This is a genomic window from Streptomyces longispororuber (genome assembly GCF_014656095.1).
Taxonomy (GTDB): domain Bacteria; phylum Actinomycetota; class Actinomycetes; order Streptomycetales; family Streptomycetaceae; genus Streptomyces; species Streptomyces longispororuber.
Window position 1 is genome coordinate 21,320 of sequence record NZ_BNBT01000016.1, and the last position, 14,902, is coordinate 36,221.

General features: G+C 75.4%; 14 protein-coding genes and 1 pseudogene. 8 read left to right on the forward strand and 7 right to left on the reverse strand.

What is annotated here, in order from left to right; genetic code table 11:
* Positions 1 to 86: 86 nt before the first annotated feature.
* Positions 87 to 1,268 (reverse strand): helix-turn-helix domain-containing protein, encoded by a 1,182-nt coding sequence (locus tag IE330_RS08130; RefSeq protein ID WP_190135196.1) that lies wholly within the window; start codon positions 1,266 to 1,268, stop codon positions 87 to 89.
* Between the two features lie 97 nt (positions 1,269 to 1,365).
* Here IE330_RS08130 and IE330_RS08135 point away from each other — a divergent pair, with 97 nt between their 5' ends.
* Both IE330_RS08135 and IE330_RS08140 read left to right on the forward strand, forming a co-directional pair.
* Positions 1,366 to 1,911 carry a flavoprotein gene (locus tag IE330_RS08135; protein ID WP_190135197.1) on the forward strand — a complete coding sequence of 182 codons (546 nt, stop codon included), beginning with the start codon at positions 1,366 to 1,368 and terminating at the stop codon, positions 1,909 to 1,911.
* A 55-nt stretch (positions 1,912 to 1,966) separates the two neighbouring features.
* On the forward strand, positions 1,967 to 2,149 hold the full coding sequence (locus IE330_RS08140) for a hypothetical protein (protein WP_190135198.1): 183 nt from the start codon (positions 1,967 to 1,969) through the stop codon (positions 2,147 to 2,149).
* Between the two features lie 545 nt (positions 2,150 to 2,694).
* Here the strand turns inward: IE330_RS08140 and IE330_RS08145 are convergent.
* The 3 genes and pseudogenes from IE330_RS08145 to IE330_RS08155 form a co-directional block, all read right to left on the reverse strand.
* A pseudogene (locus IE330_RS08145) lies at positions 2,695 to 3,292 on the reverse strand (GNAT family N-acetyltransferase).
* A 57-nt stretch (positions 3,293 to 3,349) separates the two neighbouring features.
* Positions 3,350 to 4,234 (reverse strand): hypothetical protein, encoded by an 885-nt coding sequence (locus tag IE330_RS08150; protein ID WP_190135199.1) that lies wholly within the window; start codon positions 4,232 to 4,234, stop codon positions 3,350 to 3,352.
* 290 nt (positions 4,235 to 4,524) lie between these two features.
* The gene (locus tag IE330_RS08155) at positions 4,525 to 5,382 is read right to left on the reverse strand and encodes a maleylpyruvate isomerase family mycothiol-dependent enzyme (protein ID WP_190135200.1); all 858 of its coding nucleotides are present in this window, start codon (positions 5,380 to 5,382) and stop codon (positions 4,525 to 4,527) included.
* Positions 5,383 to 5,773: 391 nt separating this feature from the next.
* Between IE330_RS08155 and IE330_RS08160 the strand changes: the two genes are divergently transcribed.
* Genes IE330_RS08160 through IE330_RS08170 form a run of 3 tightly spaced genes read left to right on the forward strand, consistent with a single transcriptional unit; the run spans position 5,774 to position 7,912 of the window.
* The gene (locus IE330_RS08160) at positions 5,774 to 6,469 is read left to right on the forward strand and encodes a HemK2/MTQ2 family protein methyltransferase (protein WP_190135201.1); all 696 of its coding nucleotides are present in this window, start codon (positions 5,774 to 5,776) and stop codon (positions 6,467 to 6,469) included.
* A complete protein-coding gene (locus tag IE330_RS40005) occupies positions 6,453 to 6,908 on the forward strand; it encodes a CDGSH iron-sulfur domain-containing protein (RefSeq protein ID WP_373314594.1) in 456 nt (151 codons plus the stop codon). The genes IE330_RS08160 and IE330_RS40005 overlap by 17 nt, the downstream gene beginning before the upstream one ends.
* Positions 6,905 to 7,912 (forward strand): iron-containing redox enzyme family protein, encoded by a 1,008-nt coding sequence (locus tag IE330_RS08170; protein WP_190135202.1) that lies wholly within the window; start codon positions 6,905 to 6,907, stop codon positions 7,910 to 7,912. Before IE330_RS40005 ends, IE330_RS08170 begins: the two co-directional genes overlap by 4 nt.
* Positions 7,913 to 8,300: 388 nt before the next feature.
* On the opposite strand, the gene IE330_RS08175 is transcribed toward IE330_RS08170, so the two are convergent.
* Positions 8,301 to 8,789, reverse strand: a complete 489-nt coding sequence (locus IE330_RS08175; RefSeq protein WP_190135203.1) for a DUF5709 domain-containing protein — start codon at positions 8,787 to 8,789, stop codon at positions 8,301 to 8,303.
* 315 nt (positions 8,790 to 9,104) lie between these two features.
* On the opposite strand from IE330_RS08175, the gene IE330_RS08180 reads away from it, so the two are divergent.
* Complete coding sequence (locus tag IE330_RS08180; RefSeq protein ID WP_229925474.1) at positions 9,105 to 10,160, forward strand: NAD(P)/FAD-dependent oxidoreductase; 1,056 nt, start codon at positions 9,105 to 9,107, stop codon at positions 10,158 to 10,160.
* Here the strand turns inward: IE330_RS08180 and IE330_RS08185 are convergent.
* A complete protein-coding gene (locus tag IE330_RS08185) occupies positions 10,150 to 10,521 on the reverse strand; it encodes a hypothetical protein (protein ID WP_190135204.1) in 372 nt (123 codons plus the stop codon). The genes IE330_RS08180 and IE330_RS08185 overlap by 11 nt on opposite strands.
* Positions 10,522 to 10,909: 388 nt before the next feature.
* Here IE330_RS08185 and IE330_RS08190 point away from each other — a divergent pair, with 388 nt between their 5' ends.
* Complete coding sequence (locus IE330_RS08190; RefSeq protein WP_229925475.1) at positions 10,910 to 11,818, forward strand: LysR family transcriptional regulator; 909 nt, start codon at positions 10,910 to 10,912, stop codon at positions 11,816 to 11,818.
* 176 nt (positions 11,819 to 11,994) lie between these two features.
* A complete protein-coding gene (locus IE330_RS08195) occupies positions 11,995 to 13,053 on the forward strand; it encodes a S1 family peptidase (protein WP_190135205.1) in 1,059 nt (352 codons plus the stop codon).
* 42 nt (positions 13,054 to 13,095) lie between these two features.
* Here IE330_RS08195 and IE330_RS08200 read toward each other — a convergent pair whose 3' ends face one another.
* A complete protein-coding gene (locus IE330_RS08200; protein WP_190135206.1) occupies positions 13,096 to 14,901 on the reverse strand; it encodes a hypothetical protein in 1,806 nt (601 codons plus the stop codon).
* Between the last annotated feature and the right edge of the window lies 1 nt (position 14,902).

The window sequence follows — 14,902 nt, forward strand, 5'->3', positions numbered from 1 at the left end:
TTGCTGTGGCTGTTGATGACAGCTTCAGCGTGCCGGGGTGCGGAGGCCGGAACGCTCACAGATTTGTGAGCGTGACGCGGGGCCGCTTACAGGCCCACCCACGCGGCCATGTGGACCAGTTCTTCCGGAACCTGCCGGGTCGTCTTCAGCAGGCCTGTGATCGTTTCGCGTGTACGGGGGTGGTAGCGGGTCTGTTCGGGGGCCGCCTTCCGTGCGGCGACCAGGTGGCGCAGGGAGGCATGGGCGTAGCCGGTCTCCATCTCGGCGAGCGCCCGATCCACCAGGTAGCGGGCCCTCCGGCTCGTCAAGGTCGACGGCGGCAGCTTGATCGCTCTTGCCCGGCGCAGTGCCTCGTCGAAGTCCTTCATGGTGATCGCCGCCCCCATCTCGTGCAGGGCTGTGTTCACGCGGCCGAAGCTGAGCCAGTGCACCTCGCGCGCCTCGCCTCCGACCCGCTGGGCCAGGTCCCGGGCCGCGCCGATGTGAGCGGCCACCCCTGCCCTGTCTCCGGCCCGGGCGGCCACGGCCGAGGCGCCGAGGTGGAGTTGACCGGCCACCGCTACCTCCTCCAGGGTGGCAGGTTCGCCGAGGAGGTCGTGGCCCGCGGCCACGAGGCGCCGCCCCAGACGGCGGCTGGACCCCTGGTGGCTCAACGCCCGCTTGTACTGCCGGACGGCGGCCAGGCACGGGTCCGAGCCGCGCTCGGCAGCCCACCCCATACGGTCCAGAGCCAGGGCCGAAAGGTCCTGCTGGCCCAGCTTGAGGGCGACGTCGTGGGCACTGCGGTAGCAGGACGCCAAAGCGCGCCACGCCTCGTCGCTGGGGGTGGAGCAGGAGATGGCGGTGAGGTGGGCGATCAGGTCGGGGAGCTCGCGTGCGGCGGTGCGTAGGTGGGTGGCCCGGACGGCCTGGCACACGCGGTCGGCTTCCGTCACCAGCACGGACAGCGGAGGCGTTTCGGCCCCTCGTTCGGGTGCCAGATCGTACAGATCCAGGGATTCTCGGATGGGCCGCAACATGACGGTCAGGCGTCCGGCTTGGAGGCCGTTCACGTGGTCGGGCTCCGACAGGATCGAGGGATCGATGCGCAACTCGCCAGCTACTGCGGCGATCAGTTCGCCGGAGGCTGCCCGGGCCCCGCACTCGACTTGATTCAGCAGGCTGTAGGAGAAAGGGATACGTGCGGCGAGCTGTCTTTGCGAGAGGTGAGCGAGCTTCCGGTACTTCTTGATACGGGCACCCGTGTGATCGTCGCCCAGCGCAGGCATACTGGTCTCCGTTCCTGACTCGTCATCTGGAACGGTACTCGCGTCCGCCCCCGAACCACCCGGTTCCGGGGCGGCTGCATATGGTCGGATGGGCGGCATGACCACGCTGTACTTCTTCGCCAGCGCCGCCCCGCCAGCCTTCGACGCGGCTCGTGTCATCCGGGACGCCCAAGAGCGCGGCTTCGACGTGTGCCTCGGGCTGACGCCGAGCGCGGCCGAGTGGCTCGCCGATGACCTTGCCGAGCTGGCCACCTTGACGGGGCACCCCGTGCGTACCCGGTACAAGCGCCCAGGTGATCCAGACGCATGGCCCCGGGCCGACGTGATCGCGTTCGCGCCCCTCACGTTCAACTCCCTCAACGCCTGGGCGCAGGGCTTGACGACGTCGTGGGCTGTGGGTGTCGTCGCCGAGGCCTTCGGCAAGAAGATTCCGATGGTCGCGATGCCTTGTGTGAACGCGGCGTTCGCCGCGCACCCGCAGGTCGACCGGAGTGTGGCCGTACTCCGGGCCATGGGCATCGAAGTGCTGTACGGCGACGGGGGGTTCGTTCCCAACCAGCCGGGTCAGGGGCGCCCCGGGGAGTATCCGTGGGGACTGGTCCTCGATGCGGCTGAGCGCGCGGCGGCGAGGAGCGCTCCCTAGGGCTGAGGCCCTCGCCCCGTAGCGGCTGTCAGTGCCGCCGCCTACGCTGACGGGCATGTCCCCCAACCCCGGCCCCCGAGCCGCCGCCGTGCGCCCCGCCGCGGTCGTGAACGAGGACATCCGCGCCCTCTGGCACGACGCCCGTGTCGGCCTGACTGATGACCAACGCGCCGTGTACGAACGGCTGCTGGCCGAGTGGGCCGCCGCTGTCCGCGCGGACGTCGTGCCCGCCGCCTGACCCTGGGCACGGCGAGACGCCCCGGACCCCGCCATGCAGGTGAGGACTGGGGCGTACGTGCACGCGTACTGGCGTCGGGGGATCGAGCGCGGCGGCCCGCGGACCGTACCGCCCGGGGGCGGGGTGAGGTCGGCAGGGCGGAACGGTTGATTGGCAGAGGCGCTGCTGCCGGTCCCGCTTGCGGCGGTTGTGGGCGTCGCGCTGGTACTGCCCTGTACGTGTTCTCCAACTGGTCGTACAGGGCGCGGGCCTTCCGCACGTCCGCCTGCGCCTGGTAGAGCCTCTCGCTGACGTACTGGCTCTGGTTGCGGTCGAGTCGCGCAAGGGGCATGAGTTGGCCGGCGTGGAGGGGCCCTACGCGAAGGTGACGCCGACGGTGGAGTGGTTCCTTATGGATGTGGAGCGGTCCCTCATCGACGCTGCGCCCGCGCGTCGGCGAGTCCGTCGGCTGACCGGCCGTCCGGGGCGGGGCCGCGCGGCCGGGCGCCTCCCTGTTCCGGGACGGAGCAGGCGCGCGGCGTTCCGTTACGCGGCAGGTGCGCGTCCTAGGCGTCCCGGTAGCGGTCCCGGACCTCCGGGATGGGTGGAAGCCCGCGGCGGTGCAGGCGGCGATGGCGCCGGTGTTGGCGCTCGGGGTGCAGACGACGGCGCTGGACGCGCCGAGCTCTGGAGCGCGGCCGCCGCGGCGACGGAGACCGCCGTGCCGTGGCCGCGGCGGCGGTGCTCGCGGTGCACGCCCATCGGTTCGAGCGGCCCGGGCCTGCCCGGGCCGGCCGACCACACCGTCACCGCCGCAGCGCGCCCGGCGGCACCTCGACGTTCAGCCTGCCCGTCGGCAGCACGCCGCGCTCCGGCCGGGTCACGTCGTCCAGCAGTCGCTGTGCCAGCTCCTCGTCGCGGTGGGCGGCGGGCGCGAACGTCAGCCGCAGCAGCCGGGGGCCGTCCAGCAGCCCGACGGCGAGGATCCGCCCGTCCCGGTCCACGTCCGGACCGCGGCGGCGGTCGCCTCCGCCCCCGACCGCCAGAACCAGCCCACGTCGCCCGGGTGCAGTTGCGTCGGCGCCCCTCGCGCTGCCACTCCCGCAGCACAACCACCGCCTCGCCGAGCCCGTCCACGTCCGGCTCGCTCGTCACGATCGTCATGCCCGCGATCGCAATGCCCGCGATCACACACCAGAGCGGGGAGGGTTCGCACCCGGTTTACGACCGGCCGGGCGGCGGGTCGTCGTCGTCCGGTCCTCCGGGCCCGGGGCAGGTGTCCGGCGGGGAGTCCGGGCGGTCGGCCACGGTGCCGGTCGGCCGGGCGGACGTCGTACCGGTCGGTTCGGACGTCGTAGCGGCCGGTGTGCGGGACGTCGTAGCGGCCGTTTCGCCGTACGGGGGGCCTGATACGCGGTCGTCGATGACGATCGTGACGGGCGGCGCGCCGTCGCCGCGGTGCGGGTGCTCGACGACGTCCCGCACCGTCTGGGTGAGCCGCTCGTGGAGGTGGCCCGCGATGGCCCGGGTGCCCGGGTCGTCGTCGGTCCGGCTGACGCTGCGGAGGCGGGTGAGGGCCGCGACGAGGCTGGGCCCTGACACCCGGACGCTGACGGCCTCGCCCTCCTCGACCACGCTGCCCGGCACCCGGAAGTGGCGGTCCGGGCTCGCGTGCTCGACGACGAAGGCCCAGGTGTCGCGGTGCGCCCTGACAGTGGCGCAGGAGATCCCGGCCGCCCGCAGCAGGGTCCTCGTCTCGGTTTCGAGGGCCTCGGGGCATTTCTCGCGACGCTCTGTACGGGGTTCTTGGCGGGGTTCTCCGCGTGGCTCCTCGCGGGGCTCTTCGCGGGGCGGGCGGGGCTCCCGGCGCGAGAGGCGGGCGAGGTCGTCGAGCGCGCCGCGCACCGCCCTCAGCTCGCTGTCGACACGGGCGAAACCGGTGGTGACGGCGTCCTCGGTGGCCCGCCGTGCCTGGTCGGCGGCGTGCTGCCGGTCGCTCACGCGCCGGCTCAGCGCTTCGAGTTCGCCGAGGACCCGGCGGAGGAGGTCGCCGGTGCCGTCGTCCCCCTGGGGATCGCTGCCGCGGTACCTGCCGAATACGCCCATGTACGCCCCTTCGCGTCGGCGGTGACCCGGCAAGGGTGCGGGCATATCGACAAGGCGACAAGACGGCCCGGCGGGCGGCTTTCGGCACGGCCCCGGCCGACGGCCGTGCGCGGGGAGGAACACGCCTGGTGGTGACGGTTCGTGCCGTCGCACGGCCGGTGCTCGGCGGGCGGTTGCACAGCGCGGAGCGGGGCGTTCGAGGGGCCGGGCGCGCTCACGGCGCTCCCCTCGGGAGCGGTGGGCGCCCCCAGGGCTCGTCAGCCCGGTCGAGGGGAAGCCGGGCGGCGGGCCTAGTACACGACCGACACGACGCGGCACACGGCTTCCGCCAGTCGGCGCTCCCCGTGGGTGCGGGTACGGCCGAGCGCGGTGGCCGGGTCGATGCCGCGCGTGCACAGCCGCCACGCCGTGTCCGGGTCCCACTCCACGGCCGCCGCGGGCCGTCCGGCGGGCGGCCGGGCCAGGCTCCAGCGGTCCCGCTCGGCGGTGACGGTCCACGTGCCGCCCGCCGGGCCGCCGACCCGCACCTCCACCTGGGTGCCGACGGGGGCCTCCGTGTCCCGCAAGGTGTGCGGCAGGGCGCGCAGGAACGTGTCCAGGACCACCGCGAGCGGACCGGGAGCGAGGTCGCTCCCCAGGCCGACGGCGTGCCGCACCTGCTGGCGGTGGGTCCAGAACTCGGTGAACTCGCGGGCGCAGTCCAGCCACATGGGCGCCGGATCGACCCCCGCCCAGGACACGCCCAGCGAGGCGGCCGCCGGGTCGGCGGCCTCGAAGAACCGGGTGACCTGCCGGCCCACCAGGTCCAGGGTGTCGACCAGGGCGGCGGGGCTGACCCGCGCCCAGGCGTCGACCCACTCCTGGTTGGCGCGGTGGATGAAGGCCTCCAGCGTCTCGCCCGGCGCGGGGCGCGGCCCGCCCTCGTGGCGGTCACGGTCCCGGCCGAGGCGCCCGTAGTAGTCGCCGAGGACGTGCGCGGCGAGATCGCGCACCGTCCAGCCGGGCACCGCCTCCCGGTGCCAGTCGGCGGGCGCCGCCCCGCGCAGGGTCGCCAGCAGTGCCTCGTGCTCGGCGGCGAACAGCGGGCGGGCGTCGACGGGCGCGCCGAGCCACGCGTGGCCGTGCGCCCCGGAGGGTCCGGAATCCATGGCCCCACCTTGCGGGCCGCGCTCCCGGTCGGCCAGCGAATATCCGGCACGGCACGGGCCCCACCGCCTGCGTACGGCCCCCACCGCCCGCGCACGGCCCGGCCCCCCCCCCCCCCCCCCCCCCCCCCGTACGGGAAGACCCCTACCGCCCGCGTGCGGCCGGTCCACGGCCCGCGTACCGCCCGCGTTCGGACCGCGGGCCCCGCCCCGGTGGGCACGTCCGCCACACGCGCCCCCGCGCAGCTCAGAGGGCCGCCGTGCATCACATCGCCCCTTCGGGGCACCTGTAGCGCCTGGTACGACCGAACCCCGCGCTCTCCGGTGGACGCCGGGCAGAAAGAGAGGAAGCCTGGTGGAGAACCCTCTCCCCTCACACCCCACGGAAGGCACCATGGCGCGTTCGCTCACCACCGACGCGCCCCCGGCGGCACCCGTCCCCCCGGCACGGATGTGGCGGCTGCCCGGTGTCTACGCGCCGCAGGCCGACACCCGCCTCCTCGCCCGCGCCCTGCAGCGCGAGGGCGTGGCGGGCCTCGACGTCCTGGACGTCGGCAGCGGCAGCGGGGCGCTCTCCGTGTACGCCGCGCACTTCGGCGCCCGCGTCACCGCCGTCGACGTCTCCCGCCGGGCCGTGTGGACCACCCGGTTCAACGCATGGCGCGCCGGCCGTCGTCTCACCGCCCTGCACGGCAGCCTGGACACGCTCGAAGGCCGCCGCTTCGACGTCCTGGTCAGCAACCCTCCCTACGTGCCCGCGCCGAACCCGAATCCTCCCGCGCGCGGCGCCGCACGCGCCTGGGACGCCGGGTACGACGGGCGGCACGTGATCGACCGGATCTGTGCCGCCGCGCCCCGGCTGCTGCGCCCGCACGGCGTGTTCCTGATGGTCCACTCCGCGCTGAGCGGCACCGAGACGACGCTCATGCGCCTGGAGGAGGCGGGCCTGCGGGCCAGGGTGAGCGAGCGGGCGCTGATCCCGCACGGGCCCGTGCTGCGCTCCCGCCAGGAGTGGCTGCGCGCCCGGAACCTCATAGGCCCCGACGAGACGCTGGAAGGCCTGGTGGTGATCCGTGCCGAACTCCGCTGAGCCCCGCCACGCCCCCGACCGGGCCCCGTGCCCGGCGGCCGCGGCCCCCGTCCCGGCCCCGGCCCCCACCCAGGACGCGCGGCGCGTCACCGTTGACCCGGCGGGCCCCCTGCTGGTGGAGGGGCCGGTCGAGGTCGTGACCGCCGACGGCTCCCTCGTACGGTCCGACCGCTTCGTCGTCGCCGTCTGCGCCTGCCGCCGCACGCGTACGCCGCCCTGGTGCGACACCAGCCACCGCCGCCGCACCAAGGGTTCGCCCGCCGCCGAGGGCGGCCCGCGCCCGGCGGGGCCCGGGAACCGGACGAGCTCCCCGGAACCTGCGGGCTCCCCCGCCGCCGGCCCGGCGCCCGCGCCCGCTCCGAAGGGCCCGTACGACTCGAAGGACCAGCACCGCTCGAAGGACCGGCACCGCTCGAAGGACGCGAAGGACGCGACGTGACCCACCTGCCGCCCCCGCGTGGGCCCCTCTCGCACGCCGTCATCACCGCCCTGCGCGACGGTCCCGACGGCCTCGCGCACGACCCCGCCGCCCTCCGCGGCGCCGACCCGTGGGGCGAGGACCTGCACCTCGCCCTGTACGTGCTCTACGAACTGCACTACCGGGGCTTCGACTCCGTCCCCGACGACCTGGAGTGGCACCCGGCCCTGCTCGCCGTGCGCCGCGGCCTGGAGGACGCCTTCCTCACCGCGCTGCGCGACGCCGTTCCCACCGGGCGCACGGCCGCGGAGGCCCTCGAGGACCTCCTGGTCGAGCCCGTCGAGGCCACGGGCAGCGTCAGCCACCACCTCGCCAAGGACGGCGAGCTGTGGCAGGTGCGCGAGTACGCCGCGCTGCGGTCGCTCTACCACCTCAAGGAGGCCGACCCGCACGCCTGGGTGCTGCCGCGCCTGTACGGCCGGGCCAAGGCCGCGATGGCGGCGATCGAGTACGACGAGTTCGGCGCGGGCCGCGCCGAACGCGTGCACGCCCAGCTCTTCGCCGACCTGATGAGCGACCTCCGGCTCGACCCGACGTACGGCCGCTACCTCGACCGGGCCCCCGCCGAGGCGCTCGTGGTCGTCAACCTCATGTCGCTGTTCGGCCTGCACCGCGCGCTGCGCGGCGCGCTCGTCGGGCACTTCGCCACAGTCGAGATCACCTCCCCGCCCGGTTCGCGGCGCCTCGCCGCCGCCATGCGCCGCCTGGACGCGGGCCCGGCCGCCGAGCACTTCTACGCCGAGCACGTCGAGGCCGACGCCGTGCACGAGCAGGTCGTGCGCCGCGAGGTGGTGGCGGGACTGCTGGCCGACGAGCCGGAGCTCGACGCCGACGTCGCCTTCGGGGCGGACGCGACCGTCCTGGTGGAGGACCGGTTCGCGGCGTACCTGCTGGACGTGTGGGGGCAGGGCCGCTCGGCGCTGCGCGGCGAGCACGCCCCCGCCCTCGCCGGACACGCCCGCTGACCCCGCGACCCGTTGATGCGCTGATCCGCTGAGTTGCTGATCTGCCGAGCTGCTGAGCCGCTGATCCGCCGGTCTGCTGACCCGCTGACCTGTTGACCTGCTGACCCGCTGACCCGCTGACCATCCGAACGGCACTCAGCGCCGACGAGCCCCTGAGGGCCGCCGCGCCGCCCGTTCCGGCCCCTTTACGGTGCCGGGCCGGGTGAGCGGCGCGCCCCTGGGGCTCGCCGTGCTGCCCGGAACCACCGGCGGTACGAGGGGGACGGGTCCGGCCCGGTGGGCGGGGCACGGGGACGGGCCCGGCCGGGTGGGCCGGGCCCGTCGCGCTCGTCCCTGGCCGGGCGAGGTCAGGCCGGGAGGGACCGGGGCGGACCGGTCGGCGGACCGGTCACATCTGCCCCTCCCCCGGCTCCTCCTCGTCGGGCTCCTCCACGACGTGCACCGCGGCCTCCTCGGCGCCCGCCGCGCCCCCGTCCACCCCCACGTCGGAGGCGACGAGGTCCTTGGTGGTGTCCCGGCTCACGCCCTCGTCCGGGGCGACCAGGCGGCCGGCGCGGTCCGCCCCGGTCTCGGGGTCCCGGAGCTCGCCCTCGCCGCCGGGCAGGTCGCCGATGCCGTCACCCGCGGGCGGTTCCGTGTCCGGCACCTCCCGGCTCAGCCGCTCGTCGAGGGACTCGCCCTCGTGCTGCTCCGCCGCCGTGACGCCGGTCTCGTTGACGCCCAGGGGCTTCTCCGGCGGCGAGTAGCCCTCGTCGAGGATGTCGTCGTACGTACGCTCGTCCACGGCGTCCTGGAGGTCCAGGGGCGCCGCGTCCTCCTGTTCCTCGTTGTCGCCGGTGGGCTGGTAGGCGTCGTCCGCCATGCTGCTGTCACTCATGGCACCTCCTGCTTCCGCGGTATCGGGGCGGCACAGGGATCTCCAGGCCGCCGGAGCCTCTCGGTGCCCGTCACAGACCTCGCCAAACGTGTCCGGCCCCCACCGTCGCGGCCGTGACCGTCCTCCCGGCGCTCGCGCCCGGCGAACCGCACACCGCTGCCCAGGCCCTTCCCCACCTGCACACATCATGGGCCGGATGGCGCGGCTTCGCAGCCGGTCACGCCGTGGGGCGCCCCTGGCGCTTTGCCGTACCGGCAACCATGTTTGCTTTCGCGGCAGGTGCACACGCACCGTCGTCGCAAGGAGGTGGTCACGGTGACCGAGCACATGGACGACAGAGCCCGTCGGGTGTACGAGAGGACCCGGCGAGTGGCCGACGGGGCCCGACAGGTGGACGGCAGGGCTCAGCAGGTGGACGGCGGCTACGACGTGGTGGTGGTCGGCGGTGGCGCCGCCGGGCTGAACGGGGCCCTGATGCTCGCGCGGGCGCGGCGCTCCGTTGCGGTGATCGACGCGGGCGCCCCGCGCAACGCCCCGGCGAGCCAGGTGCACGGGCTCCTCGGCCGTGAGGGGACGCCGCCCGCCGAGCTGCTGGAACGCGGCCGGGCGGAGGTGCGCGGGTACGGCGCCCACGTGGTGTCCGGCTCGGTGGAGTCGGCAGCCCGGGACGGCGAGGGCTTCACCGTCGCGCTGGCCGACGGCCGGAGCGTCCGCGCGCGGCGGCTCCTGGTGGCGACCGGCCTCGTCGACGAGCTGCCGGACGTGCCGGGGCTGCGCGAGCGCTGGGGGCGGGACGTGCTGCACTGCCCGTACTGCCACGGCTGGGAGGTCCGCGACCAGGCCGTCGGCGTGCTGGCGGGCGGGCCGATGTCGGTGCACCAGGCGCTGCTGTTCCGGCAGTTGACCGACGACGTCACGTACTTCACCCACACCGGGGCGGCCCTGGACGACGAGGAGGCGGAGCAGTTCGCGGCGCTCGGCGTCCGGGTCGTGGACGGGGAGGTGACCGGCCTTGAGGTGGCGGACGACCGGCTCGTGGGCGTGCGGCTGCGCGGCGGCGCCACCGTCGCGCGTGACGCCCTCGCGGTCGCGCCGCGCATCGTGGCGCGCGCCGGTTTCCTGGCGGCGCTGGGGCTGCGGGCGGTCGAGCACCCCATGGGTGTCGGCGCGTACGTCCCGTGCGACGCGACCGGCCGCACCGAGGTGCCGGGCGTGTGGGTCGCGGGCAACGTCACCGACCTGACCGCCCAGGTGGGCGCGGCCGCGGCGGCGGGCGCCGCGGCGGGTGCCCAGATCAACGCCGACCTGGTCGCCGAGGACACCCGGCGGGCCGTGGCCGCCCGGCGGCGGGCGGCGGCCGTCAGAGCGTGACGAGGGTCAGCACCAGGCCCACGAGGCCGGTGGCCACGCCCGCCACGGCCTGCTTGCGGCCGGCGCCGTGCATGCGGTGGGCGTTGGCGAGCCCGGTGACGCCGAGGACGAGGGCCGGCACGGGGATGGTGCCCGTAACGGCGCGCAGCGGCGGAAAGAGGGCCCCGACGACGGACAGGGTGCCGTAGGCGAGGGCGAGGGTGGCCAGGCCGTTGAGCGGGCCTTTCGCCGGAGCCGAAGCCGGAGCCGAAGCCGAAGCCGGGTCTGGTGCCGAAGCCGGGTCCGGCGCCTGGGCCTGGGCCGGGGCCTGGGCCTGGGTGGGTGCGGTCTGTGCGGCAGGGGCGGGCGCGAGTGTGGTCATGAAGGCGTCGTCCTGGTGACTCGGAGCGGGTGGGAGGGGCGCGGCAGGCACGCGAGAGCCGTCCGCGACGGCCCCGCGCGGCGCGCGCCGCGCGGGCAGTGCCGTCGATGCGGGGGGGGCACTGGCGGTGCCGACGGTACGAGCGGTGCGAGCGGCACTGGCGGTGCCGACGGTGCGGGCCGTACAGGCGGTGCAGGCGGTAGCGACGATGCGGGCCGTGCCGATGGTGCCGACAGCGCTGTCGGCCGGAAAGCCGCCGTCGACTCCGCCGAGGCCGCCGTCGACCCCGCCGTAGACCCCCTGGGGCTGCCGTCGGCCCCACCGAGGCTAGGGAACCGCAAGCCATAGATCAAAGACGCGATTCCATGGGGAGGCATAGGGTTCGCCTATGGCCATCCCCACGCTGCGGCAGCTCGAGTACCTCGTCGCCGTCGTCGAGACCGGCAGCATCACCGACGCCGCCGCCCGGCTGCGCGTCTCCCAGCCGACCCTGTCCCAGCAGCTCAAGAGCCTGGAGCGGGCGGTGGGCACGCCCCTGTTGGAGCGCACGCCGCGCGGGGCGCACCTCACCCCGGCGGGCCGCGCCTTCCTGCCGGGTGCCCGGCACGCCCTGACGGGTGCCGAGCGGGCCGCCGGGGCCGCCCGCGCCGTGGCCGACATGGTCCACGGCGAGCTGCACCTCGCCGCCGTGCTGAGCGTGGCCCTGGGCGTGGTCCCCGGCGTGCTGGCCGCCTGGCACCGGCACCACCCCCGCGTCGACGTCGTCCTGCACGAGTACGCCGACCTCGGCTCCTTCGCCCGCGCGGTGAGCGACGCCACCGCCGACGTGGCCCTCGGCCCGCTGCCCGAGGGCTGGGAGGGGCCCCATCACCCGCTCGGCACCGAGGAGTTCGTCGCGCTCGTGCCGCCCGGGGACCCGCTGGCCGGGCGCGTGACCGTGCGCCTTGAGGAGCTGGCCGACCGCCCCTGGGTCCAGTACGGGCAGAACCACGCCCTGGCCGCCACCGTCGAACGGCTCTGCGCGGAGGCGGGGTTCACTCCGCACGCGGCCATTCGCTCGACGCAGACGGCCGCCGTGCCCCGGCTCGTCGCCGCCGGGCTCGGCGCCGGTCTGGTGCCCGCCAACGTCCTCACCCCGGACTTCCCGGGCACGGCGCTGCGCCTGGTGCCGCGCAGGCGCCGCCCCCTGGCCGTCTTCACCCGCCCCGGGCCGCACCCGCTGATCGCCGAGTTCGTCACCACCGCGCGCGACCACGCCCGCCTGACGCCCGAGCACCTGGCCGAACGGCTCGCCTAGGCGCGATCCGGACGGCCGCGGGGAGGTGCCGACCGGGCCTCCGGGGCGGTCCACACCCTTGCGTGATTGACGCGGGCATGCCAGTTTCCTTGGTCGGTACGTCCCCCACGTACCTCGGTACGTCCCCCACGTACCTCGGTACGTCCCACACGTCACCGTTGAAGGAGACCCCCCACATGAGACGCACCACGTCCGCGCGCCTCGTCCTGTCCGCCCTCCTCGTCACCGGCTCCCTCGCCCTCGGCGTGACACCGGCCGGGGCTCGGAGCGAACCGTCAGGACCGCCCACGCCGTCCCAGGTCAACGCCCTCAGCGCCCAGGTGGAACGGCAGTTGGGCGACGACAGCGCCGGTACGTACGTCGACCGGCGGACCGGCGCGCTGATCGCCACCGTCACCAGCGACGCCGCCGCCGAGCGCGCCCGCGCGGCGGGCGCGGTCCCGAAGCGGGTGACGCGCGACGCCGCCCAACTCGACGCCGCCATGGACGCGCTGGAGTCCCGCGCGAAGATACCCGGCACGTCCTGGGGCCTCGACCCGCGCACCAACCAGATAGCCGTGCAGGCCGACCGCTCGGTGTCGGCCCGTGACCTGGCCCGACTGCGCCGCGTGGCCGATTCGCTCGACGGGGCGGTCCGCGTCAGCCGCGTGCCCGGCACCTTCCGGCGCGAGGTGGCGGGCGGCGACGCCATCTACGGCGGCGGCTCCCGCTGCTCGGCCGCCTTCAACGTCACCAAGGGCACCACCCGCTACTTCGTCACCGCCGGCCACTGCACCAACCTCAGCTCCACCTGGTCGGCCACGTCCGGCGGCGCGGCGATCGGCACGCGCGAGGGCACCAGCTTCCCCACCAACGACTACGGCCTCGTCCGCTACACCAACGGCTCCAACCCGGCGGGCAACGTCACCCTCCACAACGGCAGTTTCCAGGAGATCTCCTCCGCCGCCGACGCCGTCGTGGGCCAGGCGATCCGCAAGAGCGGCTCCACGACCAAGGTGACCAGCGGCACCGTCACCGCCGTCAACGTCACCGTGAACTACGGCGACGGGCCCGTGTACGGCATGGTCCGCACCACGGCCTGCTCCGCGGGCGGCGACAGCGGCGGCGCCCACTTCGCGGGCACGGTCGCCCTCGGCATCCACTCGGGCAGCTCCGGCTGCTCGGGCACCAACGGCTCCGCCATCCACCAGCCGGTGCGGGAGGCGCTGGCCGCGTACGGCGTCAGCGTGTACTGACGCACGGCCCCGCTCGTGGCGGGGATTCGCCTCGGCGGCCCGTCAGGACGCCAGCCGCGCCTCCAGCGCGAGCACCTCCTCCGCCGCCCGTACGGCGTCGGGGCAGGCCACCGCGATCAGTCCCCAGTTGCCCGGCACGGACGTGAGGGCCCTGGCGTAGGACGTGGGGGTGCGGCGGTCGACGAGGCGGCGCAGCCGGGGCAGGTCCATGCCGGGGGCGGGACGGATGACCTTGGTCGCGGCCGAGACGCCGCCTCCGGCCCGGCCGGGGGCGGCGAGCGCGCCGCGGCTCTCGTCCAGGAAGGCGTGCAGGTAGTCGGCGCCGCACGCGGAGAGGTTCAGGTCCTGCATGGCCACCAGGGGGGTGTCGCCGAAGCGGCCGCCGACGCGGGCGATCGCGAAGTCGATGCCGCCGTTGACCAGGCCGCGCCCCTGGAAGACCTGGACGAACGCGGCCATGGCGCGCCGCACGCGCGCGTAGTGGTCGCCCGTGATGCCGAACGCCGCGTGGGTGGCCTCGTCGAGGAAGACGTTGCCCTCCCACACGGTGCCGTTGAGGAACTGCAGGGCCATGCCGTCGGCCAGTCTCCCGCCCCGTACGTGCAGGGACGGGGCGAGCAGGAACTCGTGGCCGGTGACGGTGTGCCGCAGGTAGTCGGCGTGGGCCTCCAGGAGGTGGTCCTCGCCGGAGCGGGCCGCCCGGTGGGCCAGAGCGGCGAGCGCAGCCGGGTCGTCGAGCGGCACCCCGACGTGGATGCGCTGTCCGGTGCCGCCCCTGACGGGTTTGAGGCAGCCGCGGCGCAGGCCGTACCGCTCCCGTAACAGCCGTGCCGCGAGCCGGAGCCGGGCGGCGAAGGAGGCCTCCGCGGAACCGCTCCCGCCGTTCGCACAGGCGCCGTTCGTCCCGGGGGCGCCCGCCCGGCCGGCGGGGCGGCCTCCGGCCTCGTGCGGTGCGCCGCCGGGTTCTGTCCGGGTTCCGCCGCTCGCGGCGGCGTCGCCGAGCGCGCCGTCCCACTCGACGGTGTACCCGGGCAGCCGCGGTACGGCCAGGCCGAACGCGCGGTACAGCGGCGTGAGGGCCGACTCCTCGTCCAGGACGTCAAACGGGGCGCGCCCGGGCACGGGCGTCGCCAGCTCCCCCGCCGCCCGGGCCGTGGGGTGCAGGACGGCCTTGTGCCCCCAGCGCTCGGATATCTCCGGGGAGTTGGCCTCGACCAGGAGCCGGTCGAGGCCCGCGACCCGCCCGAGCCACAGGAGCAGCACCCGCAGCGGTGCGTCCAGGGCGTAGACGCGGACGACGCACGCGGGGTCGGCGCGCAACCGGTCGATCACGGGGCCGAGGATTCGGGACCACCGGTCGGCGGGGCCGTCGGCGAGCTTCAGCAGGGCGTGGCTGAGGTGGAAGTGGTCCAGGTCGGGGACCTCGACCGTCGGGTGGCCCGCCGCCGCCTGCCGCCAGGGCCCGGTCCTGCCGACGAGGAGGTCGTCGGCGTGCGCGAGGCAGACCGAGCGGGCCTCCAGGATGGTGGGCCAGTCCTCGGCCGGCTCCCCGGCCGCGAGGCGTTCGATGGCACCCTCGTACATGCGCTTGGCCAGGGGCGGCGAGTAGATCACGATGCCGGGCCGGTCGCGGTCGGCGCCGACCGGGACCAGCTCTTCGCGGGCCGCGGCCTCGGCCGCGGGCGGGTCCATCCCGAGGAGCCGTCGGCAGATGCCCGCGAACTCCTCCGGGGCGAGGCCCGCCGGTCCGACGTGGAACCCCGTCCAGGGCACGACGCGCCCGTCCGGCAGGGCGACTTCCCAGTGGTCCCGGGCCACGCGCCCCTCCCGCCTCTCCGCCGTCGACACC

Excerpts from the sequence above, each read along its gene's own strand:
- IE330_RS08130 (WP_190135196.1), bottom strand. The coding sequence starts at position 1,268 with ATGCCTGCGCTGGGCGACGATCACACGGGTGCCCGTATCAAGAAGTAC.
- IE330_RS08135 (WP_190135197.1), top strand. The coding sequence starts at position 1,366 with ATGACCACGCTGTACTTCTTCGCCAGCGCCGCCCCGCCAGCCTTCGAC.
- IE330_RS08140 (WP_190135198.1), top strand. The coding sequence starts at position 1,967 with ATGTCCCCCAACCCCGGCCCCCGAGCCGCCGCCGTGCGCCCCGCCGCG.
- IE330_RS08150 (WP_190135199.1), bottom strand. The coding sequence starts at position 4,234 with ATGGGCGTATTCGGCAGGTACCGCGGCAGCGATCCCCAGGGGGACGAC.
- IE330_RS08155 (WP_190135200.1), bottom strand. The coding sequence starts at position 5,382 with ATGGATTCCGGACCCTCCGGGGCGCACGGCCACGCGTGGCTCGGCGCG.
- IE330_RS08160 (WP_190135201.1), top strand. The coding sequence starts at position 5,774 with ATGGCGCGTTCGCTCACCACCGACGCGCCCCCGGCGGCACCCGTCCCC.
- IE330_RS08175 (WP_190135203.1), bottom strand. The coding sequence starts at position 8,789 with ATGAGTGACAGCAGCATGGCGGACGACGCCTACCAGCCCACCGGCGAC.
- IE330_RS08185 (WP_190135204.1), bottom strand. The coding sequence starts at position 10,521 with ATGACCACACTCGCGCCCGCCCCTGCCGCACAGACCGCACCCACCCAG.
- IE330_RS08190 (WP_229925475.1), top strand. The coding sequence starts at position 10,910 with ATGGCCATCCCCACGCTGCGGCAGCTCGAGTACCTCGTCGCCGTCGTC.
- IE330_RS08195 (WP_190135205.1), top strand. The coding sequence starts at position 11,995 with ATGAGACGCACCACGTCCGCGCGCCTCGTCCTGTCCGCCCTCCTCGTC.